Raw genomic sequence first — 25183 nt, 5'->3', positions numbered from 1 at the left:
AAGTTGGTCAGTTAGTCCGTACTCAAGTAAGGCGTTAAGACAATCAGTCATGGCGCTATTTTATCGATCGGATAACTGATAAAATAGCGGCATCCTATATTTAGCCTATTATTTTTATGGCTCATTAAGCTTTTAATTAATTTCACTTTACTTCCTTTTATCTAAGCGTCATAACAAGAGAACCGTCATTATGTTCCAACTTCATCATAAACTTGCTGCTGATAGTTTTTTAGTGGGTGATTTCCCATTATCGACCTGTCGTTTAATCAATGATTGTCAGTTTCCTTGGTTAATCTTAGTGCCTCGTGTATCGGGGATCAAAGAATTGTATGAGTTGTCTGAGGCCGATCAAGCACAGTTTTTGCGTGAATCAAGCTGGTTATCAAGCCAACTGGCCAAGACCTTCCAAGCAGATAAAATGAATGTAGCAGCACTGGGCAATCAAGTACCGCAGCTACATTTCCATCATATCGTTCGCTATCAAAACGACATGCAGTGGCCAAATCCAGTATGGGGTGTCCCTGCCATCCCTTATACTAAAGAAGTGTTGGCGCAGATGCAGCAGACATTAATGATGGCGCTACGTGGTCATCATCAAATGCCGTTTGATTGGCAAATGCAGTAAAACCTGAGAATTAAAATTTAAAATGAACTATTTATAACTTTTCATTTAAATTTTCTGTTCCAAACGATTTTTATCTAAATGCATTTATTTAAACAAACTGTAAAGCCAGCTTTAATGATGGTTTAAGTTGTTTTAATCATAAAGTGTTTTACATTTGTCTGTTATTCATTATATTAGAGAGTAGGTTGGTTAAATGGATATAGCCAACTTATCTGCTCACAGTCATTTTTTTTGCGTATTAATCAGTATGATTAATGTGGCGCTTTGGAAATGGTTTGAGCTATTTAATCTTAGATTAGAAATATTCAGTCTGAGATTTCACTCTATGTTAAGGATAACAAAATGACTATTTCCTGTGTTGCACCACCATTATTACGACCCTCTATGTTACTCATCTCTATTTGTAGCGCTGCTCTCAGCCTGACTGCCTGTGAGACGGACTCAACTGAATCTGCTGCCGTACAATCCGCCTCATCGTTGCCTTCTGATTCAAGGCAAGCCATAACTGCAAATACTACTTCTTCCTCCTCAGACAGTGCTATGACGTTAAATCATAGCGCTTCTGCCATGTCTATGAGAGCAATGCCGACAAGTCAGTATCTCGTTGGTAGCGGTAAAGCAGATATCACGGGTGCTGCTGCTGAAACTGGCATGTTTGGCTATGCTTCTGGTCAAGTAGTACAAGGGATTAATGACCGCTTGTATTCTCATGCTTTTATTATCGGAGAGGAAGACAGTAGTCAAAATCAGGGCAAACGTGTCGTCTATGTATCGGCAGATATGGGGGCAATGTTTACCGCGGTAAAGCTTGAGGTCATCAAACGCTTGCAAGCGGACTATGGCGGGCTATATAACGACGACAATGTCATGCTCACCGCCACTCACACCCATGTGGGCAACGCTGGCTACTCGCACCAACAGCTTTATCAAATAGCCAGTACCGACGATACCCTATCAGGCTATAGCAGCCAAAACTTCAATGCTATCGTCAATGGCATTGTTACCTCGATTAAGCGTGCTCATGATACCTTGGCTCCTGGGACGCTATCTTTGGCGCAAGGCGAGCTAAAAGGTGCGACACTTAATCGCTCAGAATTTGCTTATAACAAAAATGTCGATGCAAAAGACTTTGATAGTAATGTCAATGAAACCATGACCCAACTGCGCCTAGATGCTGCCGATGGCACACCAGTGGGCCTGATTAATTGGTTTGCCTTGCATCCAACCAGTTTCAGTAATCAGTTCATGCATCTAAGTGCTGATAATAAAGGCTTTGCCCAGCGTGGTGCAGAAAAGGTTTTTGCTGGAGATTCCAATAAGAAATTTGTCGCGGCTTTTGCCAATGCCGATGAGGGTGATGTACTGGCGGCAGGTGGTAATGCCAACTCAAAACCTGGCTATCAAGGTAGCGACAATGAGTGGGAAAATGTCAGGCGTGATGGGCAACTGCAGCTTGATAAAGCGACCGAGCTTTGGAATCAAGGTGTCCCTGTTGCTGGACCTGTGGACGTACGTGCCCGTTGGGTCGATTTAAAGGGCTACCAAGTAGATGGTAAGTTCACCAATGGCGCAGGTAATAAAGTCTTATGTATGCCAGCGCGAGGTTATTCTTTTGCTGCTGGCGGTGAGAATGGTCCATCGGACATACCAGGTATGTATGAGGGCATGACGCGAGAAAACTTCCGTATTAATGACGATATCAATAAAGTGGATCAATCTTTTCTGGGTAGTTTAACGCGTGGTGCCTTTGGTATTGTTTCAACCGTCAGCCAAGATGACTGTCAGGCGGAAAAACAGGTGTTATTACCTACGGGTAGCTGGGGCTGGATTAATACTCAGCAACCCGTCCAGCTCATGCGTATCGGCAATATTGCCATCGTTGCTATCCCTGGTGAACCCACTACCATGGTTGGCCGACGGATGCGCGCCGCAGTGCTGGCCCAGCTAAAAGACTCAGGGGTCGATACCGTTATTATTAATGGCTTGGCAAACAACTATAGTGGCTATTTGAGCACTCGTGAAGAGTTTGCCACCCAACATTATGAAGGAGCGTCTACTGAATATGGCCCTTATCAAACCGCTGCTTATATCCAAGAATATACGCAACTGGCCGAAGCGCTACGTGATGGCGTAGAGGTTTATGACACTGCAACACCGCCTGATCGCTCAGGTAAATCATTTAATGAGCGTCCGGGTGTGGTATTTGATGATAAGCCTTTGCACCAAGCTTGGGGACAAACCCTCACTCAGCCTAAAGCCAGTTATCAAAAAGGTCAGGTCGCTACGGCGATATTTCGCGGTGCTCATCCTAAAAATAATTTACGTACAGAAGACAGTTTTTTAAAGGTGCAACGTTTTGAAAATGGCCAATGGGTCGATTATCTAAGTGATAGCGACTTTGAAACCACTTATACTTGGAAGCGTGAAGGGGCGGCTTATAGTAAAGCCATTGTTGATTGGCGAATCAGTAATGGTACTCCAGCGGGTACGTACCGATTGACCCATCAAGGCGATTGGAAAAGTGGCTGGACGCGTAAAATAAAGCCGTATTCAGGCGTTTCTAATAGCTTTATCGTTCAGTAATAAATTTTATTATATTTTTATAAATTCACTTTCCACTTAATCTTTATGTATAGAAAAGCCAGATAGCCACTATCTGGCTTTTTGGTCTTTATTTTTGGTATACCTTATTGCCAATTTTAAGGGTGTTAACTTAAAGCAGGGCTACCAAGCTTTGGATTCAAAGGGGTTTTTAGGCAAATGAGCGATAAGTGGTATGCTTTTGCTTACCAGTGACCTAGGTGCTATGGGAATAAAGCAGTATAATGTATAGATTTACTATCTAGTTATATTATCAGTTGTTTATAAAGTTGAGCGTTAGTTATCAACCTTTTATCAAAAAATAGGAGCTGCTTAATAAGAGCTACCTAAAACTTCAATGATAATATTAACGTTATTTTAATGTTCATTAAAATCTCTGATGGTTTTTCTCTAGGCGAATAGCGACCATGGCATTTTTAGAAACCTCAAGTCCAAAGATTCCGCTACAGGATGGTAATAGCAATGCCTATCGCTTTGACTATCCAGAAATATACGTTTTAATACTGACGGTCATATTACTCGCTATACATTTCAATTTTAGTCCGACCTCAATGGCGCTAGTGGTCATTGTTTGTCTACCTAGCTTGATGCTTTTAATTTATAACTATCGTCGCCAAACCAGTTTTTGGACTTCGAATATTGTCATTATTTTATTATCAGCGGTCATCGGCTCGATACAGTTTTGCCCCATTATCTCGCTCAGCTTAGCGGCGCTCATCGGCTTGCGAGTTATTCTTAGTAGTCCAGAAAACCATCTAAAACTTATAGCGGTTTCTGTAGTCACGGTCATTGTTTTTTATTATGTGAGTGTCACGTTAAGTAGCGCTCAGATAGATTGCCACGAAGGCTTGATTACCCCCGTCATCTTACTGGCCAGTATGCTTGTGATATTGTGCCATTTTCGCCAGGTTTATCATGACTATATAAACTATGAAGCACGAGCACAGCAAGCAGTTGGGCGTCTAAATACCATGGTTTCTGTGATTAATAAATTGACACGCTTTGTGCCGTTACAAGTGTGGGAGCCAATCGTAAAATCTGACAGTCCTGTTAACGTCGATAATAAACGCGCCAAACTGACGATTATGTTTTCAGATATCGTCGGCTTTACTGAATTGTCTGAGAGTTTGAGCGCAGACAATCTAGCTGATATCTTAAATACCTATATGCACTGTATGACGTTGATTGCCAATAAGCACGGCGCGGTATTAGATAAGTTTATTGGCGATGGGATGGTGTGTTTTTTTGGTGAACCAAACAGTCGTGGACCGCGTCAAGATGCACTAGACTGCGTGGCAATGGCGATAGATATGCGCCGTGAGATGCGCACCTTGAGACAAAAATGGCGCTTGTTGGGCTTTGAGGGTCTATATATTCGTATTGGTATTACCACGGGCTATTGTCATGTCGGTAACTTCGGTAGTAACAGCCGCCTAAGCTATACCCTCATTGGTAAAGAAGCCAACTTAGCATCAAGGCTTGAGGCGGTCGCTGGTAAAGGACAGATATTTATCAGCGACAGTACCTATGATTATATCTCGCATGATTACGACTGTGAATATGCTGGTGCTTTCCAGCTCAAGGGTTTTGATAATAAAATAAACGCTTGGCAAGTACTTGACCCTGATGAAAATAAAGGCCAGCTATCAAAGTGGGTTGACCACACCTTACCGGGCTTTAACTTGCATCTAAACTTTCGAGACATGCAAGATAATGATTATCAAGATATTAGAAATCGCTTAAATCTGGCGCTTGCACGAATTGAGCAAGAAGAGCAGACGGTAGCGCTTGAGATGATAGAGGCAAATAAGCAAGAAAATAATCTGTATAAATAAGCATAGAATGAAATCGATTTGAGCGATTTGTAGAAAACGAATTTTTATAGTATAACAGTGAAATTTGCACGCAGGATTATTAGAAGTAAAAATAGAAAAAGCCAGTTATGATAAATAACTGGCTTTTTCAGTCTACTGTCAGCATGTTTTCGACTAAATCATAAAACAGTGTAAGTGTTTAATGATTTTCTTTGGCATGGTTTAACGTGTACTTAGGAATCTCAATAGTTAAATCTTGATCATCAAGCATGACCTGACAAGATAGGCGCGAATCAGGCTCCAAGCCCCAAGCGCGGTCTAGTAAGTCGGCTTCGATATCGTCCATCTCCTCTAAGCTATTAAAACCTTTACGTACCACCACATGACAAGTCGTACAAGCTTTTGACATCTCACAAGCATGTTCAATCTTGATGCCCTTTTCTAGCAGCGCTTTACATAGATTTTCACCTGCTTCTAGTTCGACTTCGGTACCTTCAGGGCAAATTTCATGATGGGGTAATATAGTAATTTTTGGCATAAGTTATTTGTCCGGTGCTAATCAATTAAAAAATGAAAAGGGTCAACCTAGTATAAGAACTAAGTTAGTTTCTTAAACGCATATTATTAACGGTATCTGCTACCAATCTTGGGCACTAGTACCTGCCATACTGGCTTTAACACTTTGATTCATAATACGGGCGGCAAAGGCATCACTGTGTGGTTTTAACTGGGCTTGTTTGGCTTCGATAGTGGCTAAATCGTCAGTGCTGAGCGCGCTTTGCAATTCTTCCATGGTTTGCGCCAATGACTGCTGCTCTTCAGCTGACACCAATGCCGCAAACTCATTAAGCGCCGATTGTAGTGCCAATAATTCACGTTCAGCTTCTACTTTGGTCTCAATTAAAGAGCGCGCATTTTTATCTTCTTCAGCGTATTTAAAGCCAGCAATCAATAGCTGCTCTTTTTGCTCATCAGACAGACCATAAGAGGGCACAATCTCGATTTTACTTTCAGTCTTAGTGGTGGTTTCTTGCGCACTGACGGTTAGCTGCCCATTTGCATCAATACTAAAGGTCACTTCGATACGTGCAAAGCCGGCTTTCATTGGTGGAATACCGTATAGCTCAAAGCGTCCAAGTGAGCGGCAGTTATCAACCGTCTCACGCTCGCCTTGTACCACATGGATGACCATGCCGGTTTGACCATCTTGATAAGTGGTAAAAACTTGGCGTTTTTTAACCGGAATAGGGGTGTTACGCGGAATCAATACTTCAACCAGCCCGCCCATGGTCTCAAGGCCGAGCGATAAAGGCGTTACGTCAAGTAATAACAAGCTGTTATCACTATCGCCATTGACCAATTGATGCGCAGTTTGTGCTGCACCTAAGGCGACAACTTCATCTGGATTCAAGCGGCAAAGCGGCTCTCTAGCAAAAAAGTCTGCAACCACTTGTTGGACTGCAGGCATACGCGTAGAACCACCGACCAAAATCACTTCATCTAAATCAGCGGCAGATAACTTGGCATCACGCAGGACTTGCTCGCAGACGCTCAACGTACGACGACTGACAGGCTCTGCAATCGTTATCAAATCTTTGCGACTTAAGACGCCTTGATAAGATTGCTCATTAACAACAATGTCGATATCAACTTGTTCAGCATCGGTCAATGCTTGCTTATAAGCTTTGGCTTGTTGAGCAAGTATTGATTTGTCATGCAAGCTTACGTCTTTGGGGTCGATGTTTAATTGCTTAATCAGCCAATTGGTCAGTAAGCGGTCAATATCATCACCACCAAGCGCACTATTGCCGCCCGTGGCCAATACTTCAAATACGCCATCGCTTAACTTTAAAATAGACACATCAAAAGTACCACCACCCAAATCATAGATTAAGTAGTAGTTTTCAGTATCATCATCAGTAGGTTGGTCGAGACCGTAAGCGACTGCCGCGGCCGTAGGCTCATTTAATAGGCGTAATACATTGATACCTGCCGCCTGAGCTGCATCTTTAGTGGCTTGACGCTGTGCTTCATCGAAATAGGCTGGTACGGTAATCACCGCACCCTGTATGCTCTCATCGGGTAAGGCACTTGCGGCACGTTGTTCTAGTGCTGCTAAAATACGCGCTGAAACCTCAACGGGAGAGACTTCCCCTTGCGACGTAACAAACGCTGGCATCGCATCTTTGCTGCCACTTAACTCATAAGGATGAGAGAATTTAATATCTGCTTGGCTACGACCCATAAAGCGCTTAGCCGAGATAATCGTATTTTTTGGATCATCTGCTAAGTGAGCAAGTGCATCATAACCGACCACTGGGTTTCCCGAGCTTGGATAGTAGACCACAGAAGGTAACAAGGTATCTGTCGTTGTCGCTGCTTGCAAAACTTGCGCCTTGCCTGAGCGTACCACAGCGACCAGTGAGCGCGTGGTACCAAGGTCGATTCCTAGACCAAAACGATGCTGGTGAGGTTGGGCACTTTGATTGGGTTCGGCAATTTGCAATAAAGACATAAGAAAACTCAAAGATAAAATGAATAAGTGAAATGGAACAAAGGCAATATACGGGCGACTATCATTTAACCGCTGTACTATTAACTGCTATTAATAATCTAATTGCTATTAATAATCAAAAATAGTTAAACATAGGCGTTTAAAACATACGGACTTAGAAAGCCATGGTAAAAATGTTAGTTAAAAGGTAGTTAATATCTGCAATTATACGGGATAGCAGCTGTCATTTTAACCATACCCTCATACAAACTTGTCACTCGTAAAGTTAAACAGTGCTACTTAGCATGAGGTTAAACGTATAAGTCATCATCGTCTAAATGCTCAGCAGACGCGACTTCATCAAGTCCTGTGGTCACATCGGCATCTAACTTTACTAAGAACTTTAACTTTTGTGTGGCATCAATCGCCGTTTGCCAGTCTTGGTTTTGGTAAGCAGTGTTAAAGCGCTCTGACTGTTTGGCTAGACGCTCGATAATCTGCGGGTGTAGTTGTTTCAATGCTGCCAATTCTTTAGCATCAATCGCCTCATCTAAGTCAATACGCATTTGCATGGCATCTTCTAAGAAGTCTAAATCGGCAATAGAGTGCTCCAAATTTTGGGCTTGACCTGCGATATCTAACAAATAACTGGCACGACTATCGGGCACACTTAGCGTTTGATAAGCTTGATTGATAAGGGCTGATGCCTGCTCTGACTGTTGCTTAGCTTGCGCACTATCTGCCGCACTTTTATCATTTGCTACCGATAGGTTATCCGGATGATAGCGTTTTTGTAGCAGACGCAGCTGCTGATCAAGATGTTCTTGATTCACAGCAAATTGTACAGGCTGTTCAAATAGAGCAAAGAAGTTATCAAACTGTGCTTCTGAGGTGAGGTCTGTCATATCGTCTGCCTTCATTTCTATTTGTTATTGTGAGGACTTTACTGTTTTAATGGTTGTTTTAAATACTTTTTTTTAATAACTCAGTATTTAAGCGCTAATCGCTTGAGTGTCAATCGTTTAGCGCACTCTCGTTTAAGCCTTTAAACCGTAAACGATTCACCGCAGCCACATTCACCTTTTTGATTGGGATTAGTGAATTTGAAGCCTTCGTTAAGACCTTCTTTTTCATAATCCATCAATAAACCATCTAAATAGACCAAACTTTTAGGGTCAATAAAAATATTAACGCCAAGGCTTTCATAACGGGTGTCATTTTCATCAGGTGTATCAACAAACTCTAAGACATAAGCCAAGCCTGAGCAACCCGCTGTGCGGATACCCACTCGAATGCCTTCACCTTTACCGCGATTGTCCAAAAAATCTCGAACATGCTGAGCGGCGCGTTCTGTCATTTCAATCATGCCAACTCCCATTGACTCTCAAAATCGATAATAATAATTCATGCAAAATGCTTATTTTGTTTAAATCATGATATGAAGAACATGATCCTAATAAAGCCTTGCGATTAATACATTGCCAATAAAGCGTTAAAAAATAAATAAAAGGTGACAATTACATGAGCGTTATTGTCACCTTATTAGCGTTAGTAGCTTCTAACGTTACTGCTCATGATTTTTATTAAAGTATTGCTGCTAAAGCACTGCTACTAAAATATGGCTACTAACACTCATTACATTAATAAGCGAATACGCTCTAAATTAGCTGGTTGCTTCTTCAGTTACCGCAGCAGCACTATGCTTGCCTTTATAGTCGCTAATCGCGGCTTTAATGGCGTCTTCTGCAAGTACAGAGCAATGCACTTTAACTGGTGGCAATGCCAATTCTTCAGCAATGTCCATATTTTTAATTTCGCCAGCTTGATCCAAGCTTTTGCCTTTTAGCCACTCGGTGACGAGTGAGCTTGACGCAATTGCTGAACCGCAGCCATAGGTTTTAAAGCGTGCATCTTCGATGATACCGTTATCATCGACTTGGATTTGTAGACGCATCACATCGCCACATGCTGGCGCACCGACCATACCTGTACCAACGTTTTTGGCATTTTTGTCAAGATTGCCGACGTTGCGTGGGTTTTCGTAATGATCAATAACTTGGTCACTATAGGCCATGGGATTTTCTCCTAGTTAGATGATGAGTAAGCATTTAGACGATGAAACTGAATTAGTCACTTACTAACGCTAAATGGTTGTCTACTCATCGATAATTGGGGTCAAACATGTCGTTCATAAAACTGTATTTATAAAAACTAAATGTATGATTGTCTAATTAATGGTTCATCTAATGGTTATATTTGATAACCATTAAACGTTTTAACTATTAAAAGTTTTACTGGTAAATATTAATGCTCAGACCATTCTACCGAGTCTAAATCAACGCCTTCTTGATACATATCCCAAAGTGGTGATAGGGCACGTAGCTTATCAACCGCTTCATGCATTTGCTTGATAACTGTATCAATGTCTTCTTCAGTAGTATAACGACCAAAGCTAAAGCGGATTGAACTATGCGCCAACTCATCTGGGCGACCAATAGCACGCAATACATATGATGGCTCAAGCGTTGCTGAAGTACAGGCTGAACCTGATGATACCGCTAAGTCTTTTAGCGACATCATGAGCGACTCGCCTTCAACAAAGTTAAAGCTGATATTAACAATATTTGGCACACTGTTTTCTAAATCACCGTTTAGATAAATCTCTTCGATATCTTGTAGACCGTCCCACAGTTTTTGACGTAGCTTTGCCGCGTGGGCATGGTCTTCTGCATAGCGCTCATTGGCTAAAGCAAATGCGGCACCGATACCAACGATTTGGTGCGTTGGCAACGTGCCTGAACGCATACCGCGCTCATGACCACCGCCATGTTGTTCCGCTTTTAGGCGAACACGTGGCTTACGGCTGACGAATAATGCGCCAATACCTTTAGGACCGTAGGCTTTATGACCTGAGAAGCTCATTAAGTCAATTTTCATCTTTTCAAGGTCGACCAATACTTTACCAACTGACTGTGCACCATCGACGTGGAAGATAACGCCGGCTTCGCGAGTAATTTCACCAATCGCCGCGACGTCAGTAATCGTACCAAGCTCATTATTTACCATCATAAGCGATACTAGAATCGTATCATCACGTAGCGCTTCTTTAACTTGCTCTGGTAAAATCAAACCAGTGCTTGGCTGCGGTTCAAGATATGTAATCTCAAAACCTTCTTGCTCAAGCTCACGGCAGGTATCTAAAACAGCTTTATGCTCAATTTTACTGGTAATAATATGTTTACCACGAGACTGATAAAAGTGAGCTGCGCCTTTAATGGCTAAGTTATCTGATTCTGTCGCACCTGAGGTAAAGACGATTTCGCGTGGGTCAGCATTAATCGCTTCAGCTACTTGCCCGCGAGCCGTTTCTACCGCTTCTTCCGCTTGCCAGCCATAGCCATGTGAGCGTGATGCTGGGTTACCAAAGATGCCGTCTACCGTCAGATATTCGCTCATCTTGGCAGCGACTGACTTAGCAACTGGCGTAGTGGCGGCATAATCTAAGTATATAAGGGTGTTATGTTGGCTCATGCTGGGTTTGCCTCGCTGGTCGATAGAGTAATAGTATTGATGTCTTTCATAGAAGTTTCTTTTGGAAAAGAGAGGTGCTGACGGTCTGAGACTGACTGCACGTGTTCCATGTCTAATAATTGCGCTAGTGTTATATTTTTCAAGTACTGTTCAACATGATTAGATAGAGCGCACCATAAATCATGCGTTAGGCACATTGTACCACTTTGACAGTCGCCGCGTCCGCCGCACTGCATCGCATCCACAGATTCATCGACGGCAGAAATGATGCTCATCACATCAATCTCATTAAGTGGCTTAGCCAGATGATAGCCGCCTGCTGCACCGCGAATACTGGTGACTAAACCACGTTTACGCAGTTTGGAAAATAACTGTTCAAGATAAGAGATAGATATCGATTGCCGCTTGGCAATGTCTGATAAAGAGACGGCGCTCTCTTGTTGGCTGGTTTGCAGTGCCAAATCAAGTAAAGCGGTCACGGCGTATCTGCCTCTAGTAGTCAAACGCATATGTTATCTCCAAACCTTTTAAGGATAAATTTATTTAACAACGATCTTAGTCATGTCGTATTTTTAGAAGTGTGCTGCTAGCAATCAAACGTTCAACCATTTATGAGTCATAAGTAGTTTATTAGCAGCTAACTATTAATATTTAATAGCATTGACACTTCTATGAAGGGAAATCATCTATCGACTAAGTGGTGTCTTGTCGCTATTAAACAGCAGATGGTTTACCCGATGTGTGCAACGATAGAGTCATTATAATCAATCCCGAGTAATTTAGTCAAGATTAAAGTGTGGTTGAATGGTGAGCGAAACTTATGACCATGATTGATAAAAACAATGACGCAGATATTAAGGAGTAATCGCGGGGAGAAAAAGTGCACAATAACGTGGCCGCTATATATTAGAGAAAGATATTAGAGCAGACCTATATATAACAAAACGCGTTTAATAATGCTGAGTATTATTAAACGCTACATCTAGCGGAAAGAAGCTTAGTAGCCGTACATTATTGTAAAGCTACTTCATTATCGAATTAGGTCATTATAAATAGAGCGATGATGGCAGCAATAGCGATAATAGCAGCGACTATGCTAGTAATAATAAAGGTCTGCTGTTTACTTTGTAATTCTTTTACCGTGGTTTCAAGCTCACGGTTTTTGATGGTTAAAGTGGTAATTTGAGTTTGCTGCTCTTTAATACGTAGCTTATAGCTCTCTTTTTTATCGGCCTTTTCAGCTTCAGTAGGCTTGGACTTGCTTTTGCCACCCTTAATCTTTTTAATCAAACCTTGAATCAAACTACCAAGACCCAATTGCATAATGAACTGCTTCACCAGCTGCACTTGCACCGACTCACCACGCATTTGCAGCTTGTCAGTCGTTTCGCTGTCATGGGTGATGATGGCATTAATGACTTGAATGCTATAAGCATTGATAATGACGTCAGGCTCAGTACGTCCGATAGGTAGGCGGTCGTCCAATAAAACGCCCTTGGTGCTAAAGGTAGCAAACACCTCTACATGCGGTAAATACAGTCGTAGCGCGACGACAGTCTCTTGCTTGGCAAGCGGATAAGCGGCTTTACGGAGCTCTGGGTCTAAACGTAACAGCAGGGTCAGTGCCGACTCGATAAACACTAATATGATATTAAGCAGAGAGTGAGACAACGTAGAACGCTTCATGTAAATAATCCGTTTTTATGGTGTAAATGAAAGACAAAAGGATAGGCAAGGATCAAAGTCGACCCAAAATGTACAATAGAATTGCGCTTATAGTAACGCCTTTATAATAAAAAGTAACGCCCGTTTCTGTCAGTTGCTAATTTATTACCTTACAATCTGCCAGTCAATAAAGACACTGGTATTTATGACTGATAATGTATTAGTATGGCTTGGTAGTTATTTTAATCGATAAAAATTGGTTTTTAGCGGCGCAGTCAGGTTATTAGGCGCTTTAATAAGCGTTTGATGACATTGTTTATGCGCAAGCTAAATTGTTTGTGCACAAGCTATAGTGTTTAACTGGCTAAGCTGATTTTCTACGTCAAATGACACAAGACCTAAGCCAAATACACAAGCTAAAATAGCGATTTTGCAAAAAAGTTGCAGCAGTTTTGAGTAACATTGGGTGTCAAATACGTAGTAGAGTGCACAAAAATATGTAAAATCGCTTGCGCTCCTTATGCTGCCTTGCTATAAAGACGTTAACAAAGCGAAACCTGTTTATACGCCAGTCAGGTGGTTTTCATTGCTTAAGTACTCTGAGAGCGATACAATACTTGGCGTGAGCGTTTTTTTACCCCCTAAAACTTGAAGGAAATTTTATGAATAAGTCAGAATTAATTGATAGCATCGCCGAGAAAAGTGGTCTAAATAAAACTCAAGCTGGCGAAGCTTTGAATGCAGTAATGGAAAGTGTTGGCGAAGCTCTAGAAGCTGGCGATAGCATTTCATTGGTTGGTTTTGGTACTTTTAGCGTAAAAGACCGTAAGGCTCGTACTGGCCGTAACCCTAAGACTGGTGAAGAGCTTAGCATTCCAGCAAGCAAAGTACCAAGCTTCAAAGCAGGTAAAAACTTGAAAGAGCGTTTAAACTAAGCCGTTTAAAACAAGCCGTTTTATTTACGCCATTTCATTCAATCTATTTTATGATACACAAATGCTCGTTGACGACGTGATACACGAATAACAACAGCGTTTGTTGGCAGTAAATTGATGATGGCAACTCATGGCTTAAAGCACAATCAAAGTACAATTTAAGTCATGAGTGATGTAGCAAAAAAGCACCTAGAGATTAGGTGCTTTTTTTAGTGCTATAGTTTGTGTCAATTAGTGTGAATAGTAGAGTGAATATTTTGAGTCTGCATTAAAAATCACGTATCATAGGGCGCGCGATAGATGTGTTGTTTAAACAAGAGGTTTTAAAAGCCTTGCTATATGCTTTGTTAATAAATCTTGTTTTGCAACGATAAAATGCACACGTTCTTCTTCTTACCATTGCCTGCTTATACAGCGTTGATATTATTAATAGTATTACAATGGTCTTTCATCAATATAGGTTAATAAAGCAGAGATAACTATGGATAAATTGCGCGATTTTTTAAAAAGCTGGCCAGGTCGCATTTTATTGATTTTATGCCTATCGCCGCTCGCTCTATTGGGTGTCGAAAGCTACTTTGGAGGCGGGGTCGATCCCAACCAAATCGCTCAGGTAGGTGATGCAAGTGTAGGACTGTCCGAGTATCAAACTGCGGTAAACAATCGCCGTACCGAGCTTTTAGACCAAGTTGATGATGCCAGTTTATTAAATGAAGATGTGCTACACGAGCAAGTCTTAAAGGGGCTGATTGATCGCACTTTACTAGAGCAGCAGGCTGGTAAGCTTGGTATGACGGTTTCTGATGACACCATCAATCGCTTGTTGCGCCAAGAAGAGATCTTTAAAGATGCGGAAGGTAACTTTTCTAACGATCAGTTTTCAAACTTTTTACGTCAGCGCAATATGACCAAAGACCAGCTGTTTGCAGAGTTCCGCAATCAGCTAAGCCTTGACCAGCTAAATGCCAGTATCGTAGGCACAGCGGTTTATCCAATGCAAGCCGTTAGTCAATTGATTGACTTGCAGTTAGAGTCGCGTAATATCTGGCTGCATCGTTTTAATTGGCAGGACTATGCTGAACAAGTAAAATTGAACAAGGGTGACATCCAAGCCTACTATGATGCCAATAAAGACAAGCTAAAAAGCGCTGCCATGGTTGATTTGGCTTATTTGCAACTAAGTCCGCAATTAATTGAGGTTAATGAGGTTAACAAAGAAGATGTGCAGCAGCAGTATGAAGCTTATAAGCAAGGTCTGGCTGTCGTTGACGAGCGTAAAATCAGCCAAATCTTGCTAACTGGTAAAGATGCCAAAGCGCGCGCTGACAAGGTTAAAGCCCGTCTTGCTAAAGGTGAGTCATTTGCTAAGCTGGCTAAAACAGAATCTGATGATCCATCAGGAGAAACAGGTGGCGATATCGGTAGCTTTAATCCATCAGTATTTGGTAATGATGCCCCAGCAGTTGAAAAAGCGCTTGAAGGCTTGAGCGTTGGTGATATAAGTGCGCCTGTAAAGACCAGCTTTGGCTATCAGATATTTACTGTGACCGAAGATAATGGTAGCAAAATACCAAGTCTAGACAGCATGCGTGCAGAGTTAACGGCTAAAGCCAAAGAATATAAGCGTCAGGAAATGTATGCTGATAAAGTGACGGCGATTAACGATTTGGCGGCAGATGGCTTTAGTATTGAAGATATTGCTCAGCAAGAAAACGTCGCATTAAAACGTATCAAAGATTATCGTAAAGAAAATAACCAATCTGCTTTGGCGCAGCCTGCAGTGATTAAGCAAGCGTTTGATGAGTTTACCATTCAAGACCAAGCAGTGACGGCAGGTATTGAGGTCGGTAATGGCACGGTATGGGTACAACCAAGTAACTATCGTCCAACGAAAACGCTATCTTTGACAGCAGCGACGCCAAGAATTATGCAGATATTGCGCCAACAAAAAGCGACGGCACTAGCACTAAAAGAGGCGAAGAAACTAGCCGCTAGGATTAAGACGCCTGCTGATATTGCAAAACAACCAGTTAAGCTACAAGCGTTAGGCGAAATAAACCGTCAGACCACGCAATTGACTGAAAAAGAGCGCGGCTTAGCCTTTAGTCAGCAAGCAGCAGCCAATGGTGTTGTGGCAGTAGCTAGCGAGACTGAAATGGGTGCGACGTTATTGGTCGGTGATCGCATCAAAACAGAACAACAATCGCCGTTATCTGATGCTCAAAGAGCACAAACCGCTGCCATTATTCGTGATAATTTAGGTCAAGATCAGCTGCAAGATTATCTGGATTATCTACGTATGGTATATAAAGTTGAGATTAATAAAGCCAATATGGCTAATGCGCAAGGACGTTAATCAATTTATAAGGTATTTGTTAAACCCTTTGTCTTAACTAGCTTTATCAAATCTTAAATATAAAAAAGCCACTATTGATAGTGGCTTTTTTTATGCAATACGGTTTTTATTTATTCTCAATGCTTTTGTCTTAACAGCATTATCTTAACTGCTGATTAATGGCGGAAATGACGCATACCAGTGAATACCATGGCGATACCATGCTCATTGGCGGCAGCAATTGTTTCATCATCACGCATAGAGCCACCCGGTTGAATAATAGCAGCAATACCGACTTCGGCAGCGTTATCGATACCATCACGGAACGGGAAGAAGGCATCTGATGCCATTACCGCGCCTTCAGTGGCAAGACCAGCGTGCTCAGCTTTGATAGCGGCGATACGTGCTGAGTTTACGCGGCTCATCTGACCTGCGCCAACACCGATAGTGCGTTGATTTTTGGCATAAACAATCGCATTTGATTTGACGTATTTAGCCACATTCCAGCTGAATAACAAATCAGCAATCTGCGCTTCCGTTGGCTGGACGTCAGTGACGATTTTTAAATCATTAGCGGTAATTAAACCCAAGTCTTGCTCTTGCACCAATAAGCCGCCATTAACGCGTTTATAATCAAGCTGGCTTTCGCGCTGCTCAGGTGTTGGTAATTCACCACAAACCAAGACGCGCACGTTTTTCTTGCTCGCAGTCGCCTCAAGAACGCCATCTTCGATACTTGGGGCAATGATAACTTCGACAAATTGATTGTCGATAATGGCTTTGGCAGCAGCGAGCGTTAGTGGGCGGTTAAAGGCGATAATACCACCAAAAGATGACTCAGGATCGGTACTAAAGGCTGTGCGATAAGCCGCTACTTGATCGCTATCTACGGCCACACCGCAAGGATTGGCGTGTTTCACGATCACACAAGCTGGTGCGCTAAAGGCTTTAACACATTCAAGCGCGGCATCGGTATCAGCGATATTGTTATAAGACAGCTCTTTACCTTGCAATTGCTGCGCGGTTGCAATAGACGCTTGCTTGCTTTTTAGCGCATGATTTTCGACATAAAAAGCGGCGTTTTGATGAGGGTTTTCACCGTAGCGAAGGTCTTGTACTTTTTCAAGTTGGACGTTAAAGGTACGGGAGAAATTCTCTGGCGTTTGAGTCTCATTCACTCGGCTGCCCAGGAAATTTGCAATCATACCGTCGTATTGCGCGGTATGCTCAAAGGCTTTAACCGCCAAATCGTAGCGTAGGGCATGGGTCAGTGTCGTACCTTCACCCAATGCTTCAAGTACGCGCGTATAATCAGCAGGATCAGTCACAATACCGACATGGGCGTGGTTTTTTGCTGCTGAACGCACCATGGTAGGGCCACCAATATCGATATTTTCGATCGCATCATTCATGGTCACGTCGTTACGCGCAATGGTTTCTGCAAACGGATAAAGGTTGACGACGACCAAATCAATGCGCTCAATAGCGTGCTCACTCATCACCGCATCATCAGTACCACGACGCCCTAAAATGCCGCCATGAATCTTAGGATGCAAGGTTTTAACACGGCCGTCCATCATTTCAGGAAAACCGGTGTAGTCTGATACTTCGGTCACAGCAACATTGTGCTCTGTCAGTAAGCGGTAAGTGCCGCCGGTTGATAGTAAGCTAAAACCTGCTTTTAGCAGACCTTGAGCGAATTCAACGATGTTAGATTTATCGGAGACCGAGAGTAGGGCAAGTGGGGTTGTACTCATAAAAAAAGTTCCATAAAAAAAAGCCTGACGTAAACGCCTGGCAAGGTAATAATGGCAAGTAGTGCAGAGTGTATCGTGATTGATAAGATCATAAACTCTAGCTTTGCCATAAATAATGACTGTAAAAAGTAGCTGTAAAAAATGATAATTAAAAGTGGCCGTTAAAAATTACTGAAAAATAGAGTTGGCGCGCATGGTTTTAGCATTATTAAGCAAAAGTATGGGTCATCTAAGCAAAATTAGAAGCATCAATGCTAAGCCGTCCTACATTAAACCATAGATTTTTAGCTTTTTGCGTAGCGTACCGCGATTAAGCCCCAAAATTTGCGCGCACTTGGTTTGATTGCCTCGGCTCTTTTCAAGTACCACAGACAACAGCGGCTGCTCAATCTCTTTTAAAATAAGATCATATAAGTCTGTTGGCATCTCATCATCTAACATCGCAAAATACTGCCGCACCACGCGTTCTACATGCACCCGCAAAGGTTCATGAAAATGAATGCTGTTGTCTAAAGAAGATTCTACCTCGTGAATTGAGCGATGGTAGTCCTCTTTATAGTAATCAGCAGGATTCTCAGCATTTTTGTCAAAACGATTGGCATTATACTGTGCATGTGGTGCCATAAGATAATGTCCTTGAGCGTAAAGAAAAACCATAAGGCGTTTGAATACTATTATAACAAAGTCATCGCCTATCGCAGCAATAGATTGGGCATTACGATAGCATTGAGGCTATTTATTTCTATTTAATAGACTGTTTTCGAGCGATTGGCTTTAAAGTTATTGGGTAGCATCGTATTTTTGATAAGCGATACATTTAATAAACCGGAGTGACACTCACTTTACTGATTTGAGCATTAGCAACCGGTACGGTGAACAAGAGCTGTTTGCGACTTTGCGCGCCTAATTGGCTTTGCGTACTCAATAAATAATCCTGTGGAGCCGCGATAAATTCTCCGATAAGCGCCTTGTTACCATGGACACTGACTTTTACATGAGGAAGTAATTGTGCTTGCGTGCTTTGATTGTTTAAAGTGATGCTGATATCGCTAAATGAGCTGGCAGTATTAATACGACTGGATTGATGCTTAATATCGCTTGTGCTCAAAGCCGCTAAATTAGCGCTGGGTAGGCTACAAGCCACAATGGCACATACTTTTTGTAAGCGCTCTGCATGAGCAGGATTTTTAACCAAGTTATCTAAATTAAAAATGACATACTGGGCAAATAGTAGTAGCGCTAATACCAGACAGCCAAGTGTCCATAATAACGAGGCAATCGACCGCCTAGCAGGCGTTGGTGAAAACTTTGCTTGGGTCTGCTGTTGTTTAAGACGTGCAGCCTTGCTATGGTCTTCCTCTTTGAGGGAGACGCCCATACTGGCAAGCAGCTCTGATAAATCAGTCTGGTCTTTTGGCGTATCTTCACTTTTATTTTGTTCTTTGAGTAGTTTTTCAAGCCATGATTCATCGGCACTGTCATCTATATTGGCATGAATGTCATTGGCTGCGGTTGAGCTGATGGCAACATGTGCGGCTGATGGTTGCTCTTTTAAAGCAGCGCTTCGTAAACTAGGGTTTACTATTGGATTAACTGAGGAATGCGTGCTTTTAGTCAATGATGTAGGCGTGTTTTTTGCATGTTGATTACCCATAATGGCGGCAGAGTTACTATTATTGCTATCTACTGCTTGAGTCAACCAGGCATCCATGCTATCTAATGAGTCATATTCTACATGTTCATTTTTATCTTTATCTTCAAAACCATCAATGTCCATGTCGTCATAAATCAAGCCGTCATGAATCACCTCATCCTCAATCATATCATCATGAATAAGAATATCTGCTTCTGCTGGCTCTGATGTGACGTTTGGCTTTGATTCTGTCTTTGATAAGACAGAAGGATTTTGCTTATGAATAGGGATATTAGGAGTAGCGACTGCGGCAGTTTTACGTTCACTTGCTATATCTTCACGCGTGCGTTCTGTGTCCGCGGTGACAATAAGATTATTATTGACCAAAAAACTGTGCTGACAATGTTCACAGCAGACATTTGCTGTTTTTTTATCTAACTGAGTTTTGTTGATATTAAGAATAGCATGACAATGAGGGCACTGGGTTTTTATTGGCGTAGTCATAGGGTCAGAATCCAAAAAGGTATAAGTATTAATACCGCATAGCCACTCACCAACCGCTGCCAATCATTCTAATGTCAATTTAGATATGCTAACCATCATAACCCACAGGCAACTATAGAGCAGCGTTAAATACACAACATTTAACTGCTCCTCTATCGTAACAGATGTAATTAAATGTTGCTAGCCTGTAAATGTACCAGATAAACGCTGCCAATGTTGATCTTCTTGCGCGGTAAAAGCGTGCTTAGGATCAAGGGCAAAGTAGGGCTGATACGCTTCGGTAACTTGCTCGGTTTGGGATTCAATCAAACCTGCTAATACGATACGACTTTTTGGTGCCATCAAGGTTGCAAAATAAGGCGCTAAGCCAATAAGCGGCTTGGCTAGAATATTGGCAACCATCACTTCTACGGGTTTAATATCATTTTGTTGCCAGTAGTTATTGAAGTCTTCTGGCAAAAATGCTTGCAGCCGATTATCAACCTGATTGCGCTCAGCATTTTGATTGGTCGCAAGCACGGCTTGTGGGTCAATATCAACGGCATAAACTTGGCGAGCGCCCAACAAAAGCGCGGCAATACCTAAAATGCCCGAACCACAGCCATAGTCGATGACGACTTTATCGGTCAGGTCTTGCTCTGTCAGCCAATCAAGGCATAAGCGGGTAGTGGCATGGTAGCCAGTACCAAAAGCCAAACCTGGATCCATAATAATATTAGTGGCTTCAGGATTTGGCGGTGTCAGCCAATTAGGCACAATCCATAGGTCATTAGCACATTCGATAGGCTGATAATTGGACATCCATTCACGTTCCCAATCCTTATCATCGACAGCACTGACCCACGTTCGGCTAGCTTGTACTTGTGCACCGATTTCATGACTTAGTTGCTCAATCGCTTGACGGCTTCCCGCATCGGTAGTGGCATCGAACAGCCCTGTGAGGATGACCTCGTCCCATAATGGTGATTCACCAGGAAGTGGTTCAAATAAAGGCTGGTCGCCGGCGTCATCTAAAGCAATTGATAGAGCGCCGGCCTCTAATAATAGTGCCTCAGCGAGATCGACGTTATCTTTTTCACATTGTAAGTGCAGTTGTTGCCATGCCATAAGGGTTACCTTAATGTTAAATTAAAAATGGATAATGAAAGGGGCGTAAGAAAGCAATCATTAAACGGGATAAAAAATTAACGACTAACTATATAAACCTATTTTAGCGCTTATATAGTCAGTCGTCATGGTAAATACGAGGGCGTGTGTTATTAGCGCAGTGCTTGTTTGGCTTCTTTTATTACACGGGCGTTGCCTTGAGCTTGTCCTGATTGCAAAATAATCTGCCACAGCGCGCGGCGGCGACTACTGTCTTGAGAGACCGTCAGACCACGGCGAGCCATTGCTTCAGCTTTACGTGGTTGGTTTTTCTTAAGGGCTACTTGTCCCAAATAAAAATAGACGGCTGATGACTTGGGTGCAAGTCGCTGCGCGCGCGTAAAGCTGCTTTCAGCACCATTTAAATTACCCGCTTTTAATTGCCCTGTACCTACTTGCATAAGGTTACGAAAGGCTGGCAAGTTACTGTTATTCGCTGTGCTTTGTTGACTGCGCTGCTGTGAGTTCTGCCGCGCCCGCTCCAATAGCTCATTATGAGAAGGTATCGATGGCTCAGATATCATGTAATCTTCACGAGAAGGCGTGAGGATTATGGCGTCATAGCTATCAGGCTGAGTGATTATCGGACTTTGCGCAGACGGTATGTAAACCGGGGTTGCTTCGGTTAATGGGTTTGTCGCTGTAGATTGTTCAGGCGGCGTATAAGGCTCGATAGGGTATTTATAACCCTCATCTTTATAGTCATTGCTTTCATAAGGGCTGGTTGCATTGTTGGCGCTTTCTTTAACAATAGGTGCTTGAGTCGCTACTGTTGGTTGCTTCGCCGTATTTTGCTTATTTATTGGTTGTGTGGTTGTTGATGGTAATGTTTGCACAGGAGAGGTTTTTATCATCGTTGGCGCCGTCTGGCAGGCACTTAAACTCAACATACCGATAAATGCGCTGACCGTAAAGATACTATTGATACGTTTCGTCTGTGTGGTAGCTTGGGCAGTGATAGTCTGCTTAGCGGCGACAGTTTGCTGTATAAATAATGCCATGTTAAAACCCTTTTTTAAGTTTTAAAAACTCTAGAACCATTCAACGGCACGATCATACCAAGTATCGGTACGATTGCTTGCCTCGCCTTCTTGCTCAGCATTGTTCTCATCGTTACCCGCATCAACAGCTTCGCCATTAGGTATGTCTAAGCCTTCACGGCGACGCTGCTGATTGATAGAGCCTTGCTGATTTTGCCACTGTGTCTGCTCGCGGGCACGATCTTGCTGATATAAGCTTAGCGCACAACTGCTGGCCTCTTCTGGTAGATGCGCTGACATAACGGGTAAGTAGCGTGCATCGGCACAGCGTTCATTAGACAGCTTGCCTGAGTTGTTCTCAAGCCACAACCATTCAATACCTTCAGGTTCTGGCAGGGCCACCGGTGTCAGTTTTAGGCGATTCATATAATCGACCCAGACTGGTAAAGCGCCACTACCGCCGCTCAAACCAATAGGTTTATTGTCATCACGACCGACCCAAACCACACTAACATAGTTGCCACTGTAGCCGGCAAACCAAGCATCACGGTAATCATTGGTGGTACCAGTTTTACCAGCAAGGTTCAAGTTGCTGCCAAGGGATTGCACGCGTTTAGCCGTGCCGTTTTTGACCACGTCTTGTAGCGCATAGTTAATCAGAAAATTGGTCTCAGGCGGGATACTACGCTGGGTATTTAGACCTGTACGCTGCAAGATACGCCCACGATCATCAATCACGCTACGAATACTATGGATAGGTGTGCGGAAACCGCCGGTAGCAAATACTTGGTAGACCCCAAGCATATCCATCGGGCTAAGATTGACCGAGCCTAATAAAGCCGAAGGATAAGGCGGAATTTTCTCTTTAATACCCATACGCTGCAATTGCTTGGCAAAAGTAGGAACGCCAAATTCCATGCCTAAACGTACCGCACTATGATTATAAGATTGCGACAAAGCGGTAGTAAATGGCACGTAACCATGATCACGGTTGTCGTAGTTTCTAGGATTCCACTCATTACCATCGCTGAGATTGACTGTAATCGGTGAATCATCAATCGAACTTGCCAAATTATAGCGCCCGCTTTCAAGCGCCGTCATATAGATAATCGGCTTTAATAATGAACCAACTTGGCGTTTGGCGTCGACAGCACGGTTGAAGCCCGTAAATTCACTGCCACTACCGACTACTGCCACCAGCTCGCCTGTTTCAGGGTTTGCACTGACTAAAGCGCCTTGTAAATCCTTGGTCTTACTACCTCGACGGCGCAGCTCACCAAGTTTTCTTTCAACCGCTTTATCGGCTGCTAACTGGGCAATAGGATCTAAGGTACTGATGATAATCAGACCTTCGTTTTTCAGATCATCTGAGTAATAAACTTTATTTAATTCACGCTTAACAATATCTAGAAAATCAGGGAACTGGCTTTTGCCTTCAACGGGTTTATCAACGACACCAAGTGGTTGCTCGATGGCTTTATCGTAATCTTCTTGACTGAGCGAGCCGACCGCCAACATATTGCTTAGTACTGTATTACGACGCGCTTTTGAATCGTTTGGATGGCGACGCGGATTATAAACGCTCGGTCCTTTTGCCATACCGACCAGCAGTGCTTGTTGGTCTAAACGCAGCTCTTTGAGTGGTTTATCAAAGTAAAATTGCGAGGCAAGGCCAAAACCATTGATAGAGCGGTTGCCGTTTTGACCCAAGTAAATCTCGTTTAAATACGTTTGTAGAATCTCATCTTTACTATAATGCAGCTCAAGTAGTACCGCCATCAAAGCTTCATTGGCTTTGCGTTTCATGGTACGGTCGGAATTTAGATAAAAGTTTTTAATTAACTGCTGGGTGATGGTCGAGCCGCCTTGCCGAGAACCACCGGTAAAGTTGTTTAATACGGCGCGGGCGATACCACGTATTGATACGCCTTTATGCTCATAAAATCCACGGTCTTCTGTAGCGATTAGAGCGTCAATCAGCGGTTGCGGTACTTGGTCTAGCGACACCACCATACGGTCTTCGTTGCTGTCTGGATAAATCCCGCCGATATTGACCGGCTCTAGACGAATAATGCCAGTTTTGGCCGGCTGGGTACTTTGTACCGATTCAATCTTATTGCCAGCAATGGTCATTTTGATGACTTGCTCTTTATCAACGTCATTGGCACTATAAGTAAAGCCGCGTGTATGGATAAAGTAGGTATTGCCAGATTTATGATACGTACCTGTACGATCATAAGACTTACTGCTTTGATAATTGAGCAGCTCAAGCCACTTTTTCATCGTGTCTGTATCGACGTTAGCGCCTTGATATAGCTCTAGCGGCTGCGAATAAACTTTAGCGGGAATATCCCAGCGTTTACCCTCAAACTTGTGAGTAATGGTGCGATCAAGTTTGACCAAATACAGCGCTAATAGCACCATTCCGGCGATAATCACAATTAATAAAATACTACTAAACACCATGCCGCGCTGCTGTGAAGGTAGCGTATTGATAGCAGGCTTAGAGGACTGTGGTTGCTTAGAATTAGATTTTTGCACTGATGACACACCATTCTGGGATAAAAAACTGCCTCATAATGACGCAAATTGACAATTTTTTCAATCTATCATCGTTAACGCGCGCATTCATTGGGCGTTCATTAGATATTCATTATACGTGGTTTTGATACATTGAGATGCGGCAATGAAGGGTTATGCTGCTTAGCGCACCTGCTTATAGTATAATAGTTATCTTAATACTTAATTGTATATTAATAGGTTTTTACGCAAGCTTTAGACTCTTTTAATAGAGCTTATTGATGCCATATAAATCTTATTACCAGTACTAACTAAGCCAGCAATTTACCATTTATGTTACTTATATCGTTTAAAGCAGTGGCATCATGCTTTTCCCACTATTTGTTTTATGATGCTTTTTATTAATGCTATTAATGCTGCCGAAGAGTCGTTATCGTTTTTGTTCGAGATTTTATTTATGCCAGTCATGCCAATATCTATGTAAAGCAGCTGTATCAAAACACAATGTTAAGAAGCAGTATTATTTAATCTAGCTATTTGAAATAAAGTTCATGCTAAGCAGCTTTTTTACATAGGGATTGATTCTAGTTAATCATGACAAGTTTACTAAAGGCCAGTCGGCTGTAAGTAAACTTGTCGAAAG

At 42.5% G+C, this 25183-nt stretch carries 19 protein-coding genes; 5 read left to right on the top strand and 14 right to left on the bottom strand.

Annotated features, from left to right (window positions below; all coding sequences use genetic code 11):
• Positions 1–190 precede the first annotated feature (190 nt).
• The 3 genes from FHS24_RS09610 (at position 191) to FHS24_RS09600 (ending at position 5061) form a co-directional block, all read left to right on the top strand.
• Positions 191–625, top strand: coding sequence for an HIT domain-containing protein (locus tag FHS24_RS09610; protein ID WP_183620932.1), 435 nt, complete (start codon positions 191–193; stop codon positions 623–625).
• Positions 626–967: 342 nt separating this feature from the next.
• Complete coding sequence (locus FHS24_RS09605) at positions 968–3208, top strand: neutral/alkaline non-lysosomal ceramidase N-terminal domain-containing protein (protein WP_227671782.1); 2241 nt, start codon at positions 968–970, stop codon at positions 3206–3208.
• A 425-nt stretch (positions 3209–3633) separates the two neighbouring features.
• Positions 3634–5061 (top strand): adenylate/guanylate cyclase domain-containing protein, encoded by a 1428-nt coding sequence (locus tag FHS24_RS09600; protein ID WP_183620931.1) that lies wholly within the window; start codon positions 3634–3636, stop codon positions 5059–5061.
• Between the two features lie 178 nt (positions 5062–5239).
• Here FHS24_RS09600 and fdx read toward each other — a convergent pair whose 3' ends face one another.
• The 8 genes from fdx to FHS24_RS09560 form a co-directional block, all read right to left on the bottom strand.
• Entirely contained in the window at positions 5240–5578 is a 339-nt protein-coding gene (gene fdx / locus FHS24_RS09595; protein WP_183620930.1) for an ISC system 2Fe-2S type ferredoxin, read from the bottom strand.
• Positions 5579–5677: 99 nt separating this feature from the next.
• Complete coding sequence (gene hscA / locus FHS24_RS09590) at positions 5678–7555, bottom strand: Fe-S protein assembly chaperone HscA (protein ID WP_183620929.1); 1878 nt, start codon at positions 7553–7555, stop codon at positions 5678–5680.
• A 290-nt stretch (positions 7556–7845) separates the two neighbouring features.
• Entirely contained in the window at positions 7846–8439 is a 594-nt protein-coding gene (gene hscB, locus FHS24_RS09585) for a Fe-S protein assembly co-chaperone HscB (protein ID WP_183620928.1), read from the bottom strand.
• A gap of 140 nt (positions 8440–8579) precedes the next feature.
• Positions 8580–8900 carry an iron-sulfur cluster assembly protein IscA gene (gene iscA, locus FHS24_RS09580; RefSeq protein WP_149489769.1) on the bottom strand — a complete coding sequence of 107 codons (321 nt, stop codon included), beginning with the start codon at positions 8898–8900 and terminating at the stop codon, positions 8580–8582.
• 297 nt (positions 8901–9197) lie between these two features.
• Positions 9198–9608 carry a Fe-S cluster assembly scaffold IscU gene (iscU, locus tag FHS24_RS09575; protein WP_183620927.1) on the bottom strand — a complete coding sequence of 137 codons (411 nt, stop codon included), beginning with the start codon at positions 9606–9608 and terminating at the stop codon, positions 9198–9200.
• 230 nt (positions 9609–9838) lie between these two features.
• Entirely contained in the window at positions 9839–11065 is a 1227-nt protein-coding gene (locus FHS24_RS09570; protein ID WP_183620926.1) for an IscS subfamily cysteine desulfurase, read from the bottom strand.
• The gene (locus FHS24_RS09565; protein WP_183620925.1) at positions 11062–11574 is read right to left on the bottom strand and encodes an Rrf2 family transcriptional regulator; all 513 of its coding nucleotides are present in this window, start codon (positions 11572–11574) and stop codon (positions 11062–11064) included. The genes FHS24_RS09570 and FHS24_RS09565 overlap by 4 nt, the downstream gene beginning before the upstream one ends.
• A 529-nt stretch (positions 11575–12103) precedes the next feature.
• A complete protein-coding gene (locus tag FHS24_RS09560; protein WP_183620924.1) occupies positions 12104–12751 on the bottom strand; it encodes a hypothetical protein in 648 nt (215 codons plus the stop codon).
• 641 nt (positions 12752–13392) lie between these two features.
• Here FHS24_RS09560 and FHS24_RS09555 point away from each other — a divergent pair.
• Both FHS24_RS09555 and FHS24_RS09550 read left to right on the top strand, forming a co-directional pair.
• On the top strand, positions 13393–13665 hold the full coding sequence (locus FHS24_RS09555; RefSeq protein WP_068404475.1) for an HU family DNA-binding protein: 273 nt from the start codon (positions 13393–13395) through the stop codon (positions 13663–13665).
• Between the two features lie 481 nt (positions 13666–14146).
• A complete protein-coding gene (locus tag FHS24_RS09550) occupies positions 14147–16021 on the top strand; it encodes a SurA N-terminal domain-containing protein (protein WP_183620923.1) in 1875 nt (624 codons plus the stop codon).
• Positions 16022–16176: 155 nt separating this feature from the next.
• On the opposite strand, the gene purH is transcribed toward FHS24_RS09550, so the two are convergent.
• The 6 genes from purH to mrcB form a co-directional block, all read right to left on the bottom strand.
• A complete protein-coding gene (purH, locus tag FHS24_RS09545) occupies positions 16177–17757 on the bottom strand; it encodes a bifunctional phosphoribosylaminoimidazolecarboxamide formyltransferase/IMP cyclohydrolase (RefSeq protein WP_183620922.1) in 1581 nt (526 codons plus the stop codon).
• Between the two features lie 264 nt (positions 17758–18021).
• The gene (gene fis, locus FHS24_RS12465; protein ID WP_183620921.1) at positions 18022–18381 is read right to left on the bottom strand and encodes a DNA-binding transcriptional regulator Fis; all 360 of its coding nucleotides are present in this window, start codon (positions 18379–18381) and stop codon (positions 18022–18024) included.
• 193 nt (positions 18382–18574) lie between these two features.
• Positions 18575–19894: a DUF3426 domain-containing protein gene (locus FHS24_RS09535; RefSeq protein ID WP_183620920.1), complete on the bottom strand. Its 1320-nt coding sequence runs from the start codon at positions 19892–19894 to the stop codon at positions 18575–18577.
• A 180-nt stretch (positions 19895–20074) separates the two neighbouring features.
• Positions 20075–21001, bottom strand: a complete 927-nt coding sequence (prmA, locus tag FHS24_RS09530) for a 50S ribosomal protein L11 methyltransferase (protein WP_183620919.1) — start codon at positions 20999–21001, stop codon at positions 20075–20077.
• 152 nt (positions 21002–21153) lie between these two features.
• Positions 21154–22041 carry a tetratricopeptide repeat protein gene (locus FHS24_RS09525; RefSeq protein ID WP_183620918.1) on the bottom strand — a complete coding sequence of 296 codons (888 nt, stop codon included), beginning with the start codon at positions 22039–22041 and terminating at the stop codon, positions 21154–21156.
• A 30-nt stretch (positions 22042–22071) separates the two neighbouring features.
• Entirely contained in the window at positions 22072–24561 is a 2490-nt protein-coding gene (mrcB, locus tag FHS24_RS09520) for a penicillin-binding protein 1B (protein ID WP_183620917.1), read from the bottom strand.
• Positions 24562–25183 lie beyond the last annotated feature (622 nt).

Source organism: Psychrobacter luti (assembly GCF_014192115.1).
Lineage (GTDB): Bacteria > Pseudomonadota > Gammaproteobacteria > Pseudomonadales > Moraxellaceae > Psychrobacter > Psychrobacter luti.
The sequence above is the reverse complement of the archived record's forward strand: the minus strand, read 5'-3'. Positions and strand labels throughout refer to the sequence as shown.

What these genes read in the sequence shown, in the direction of transcription:
- FHS24_RS09610 (WP_183620932.1), top strand. Translation starts at nt 191, where the DNA reads ATGTTCCAACTTCATCATAAACTTGCTGCTGATAGTTTTTTAGTGGGT.
- FHS24_RS09605 (WP_227671782.1), top strand. Translation starts at nt 968, where the DNA reads ATGACTATTTCCTGTGTTGCACCACCATTATTACGACCCTCTATGTTA.
- FHS24_RS09600 (WP_183620931.1), top strand. Translation starts at nt 3,634, where the DNA reads ATGGCATTTTTAGAAACCTCAAGTCCAAAGATTCCGCTACAGGATGGT.
- fdx (WP_183620930.1), bottom strand. Translation starts at nt 5,578, where the DNA reads ATGCCAAAAATTACTATATTACCCCATCATGAAATTTGCCCTGAAGGT.
- hscA (WP_183620929.1), bottom strand. Translation starts at nt 7,555, where the DNA reads ATGTCTTTATTGCAAATTGCCGAACCCAATCAAAGTGCCCAACCTCAC.
- hscB (WP_183620928.1), bottom strand. Translation starts at nt 8,439, where the DNA reads ATGACAGACCTCACCTCAGAAGCACAGTTTGATAACTTCTTTGCTCTA.
- iscA (WP_149489769.1), bottom strand. Translation starts at nt 8,900, where the DNA reads ATGATTGAAATGACAGAACGCGCCGCTCAGCATGTTCGAGATTTTTTG.
- iscU (WP_183620927.1), bottom strand. Translation starts at nt 9,608, where the DNA reads ATGGCCTATAGTGACCAAGTTATTGATCATTACGAAAACCCACGCAAC.
- FHS24_RS09570 (WP_183620926.1), bottom strand. Translation starts at nt 11,065, where the DNA reads ATGAGCCAACATAACACCCTTATATACTTAGATTATGCCGCCACTACG.
- FHS24_RS09565 (WP_183620925.1), bottom strand. Translation starts at nt 11,574, where the DNA reads ATGCGTTTGACTACTAGAGGCAGATACGCCGTGACCGCTTTACTTGAT.
- FHS24_RS09560 (WP_183620924.1), bottom strand. Translation starts at nt 12,751, where the DNA reads ATGAAGCGTTCTACGTTGTCTCACTCTCTGCTTAATATCATATTAGTG.
- FHS24_RS09555 (WP_068404475.1), top strand. Translation starts at nt 13,393, where the DNA reads ATGAATAAGTCAGAATTAATTGATAGCATCGCCGAGAAAAGTGGTCTA.
- FHS24_RS09550 (WP_183620923.1), top strand. Translation starts at nt 14,147, where the DNA reads ATGGATAAATTGCGCGATTTTTTAAAAAGCTGGCCAGGTCGCATTTTA.
- purH (WP_183620922.1), bottom strand. Translation starts at nt 17,757, where the DNA reads ATGAGTACAACCCCACTTGCCCTACTCTCGGTCTCCGATAAATCTAAC.
- fis (WP_183620921.1), bottom strand. Translation starts at nt 18,381, where the DNA reads ATGGCACCACATGCACAGTATAATGCCAATCGTTTTGACAAAAATGCT.
- FHS24_RS09535 (WP_183620920.1), bottom strand. Translation starts at nt 19,894, where the DNA reads ATGACTACGCCAATAAAAACCCAGTGCCCTCATTGTCATGCTATTCTT.
- prmA (WP_183620919.1), bottom strand. Translation starts at nt 21,001, where the DNA reads ATGGCATGGCAACAACTGCACTTACAATGTGAAAAAGATAACGTCGAT.
- FHS24_RS09525 (WP_183620918.1), bottom strand. Translation starts at nt 22,041, where the DNA reads ATGGCATTATTTATACAGCAAACTGTCGCCGCTAAGCAGACTATCACT.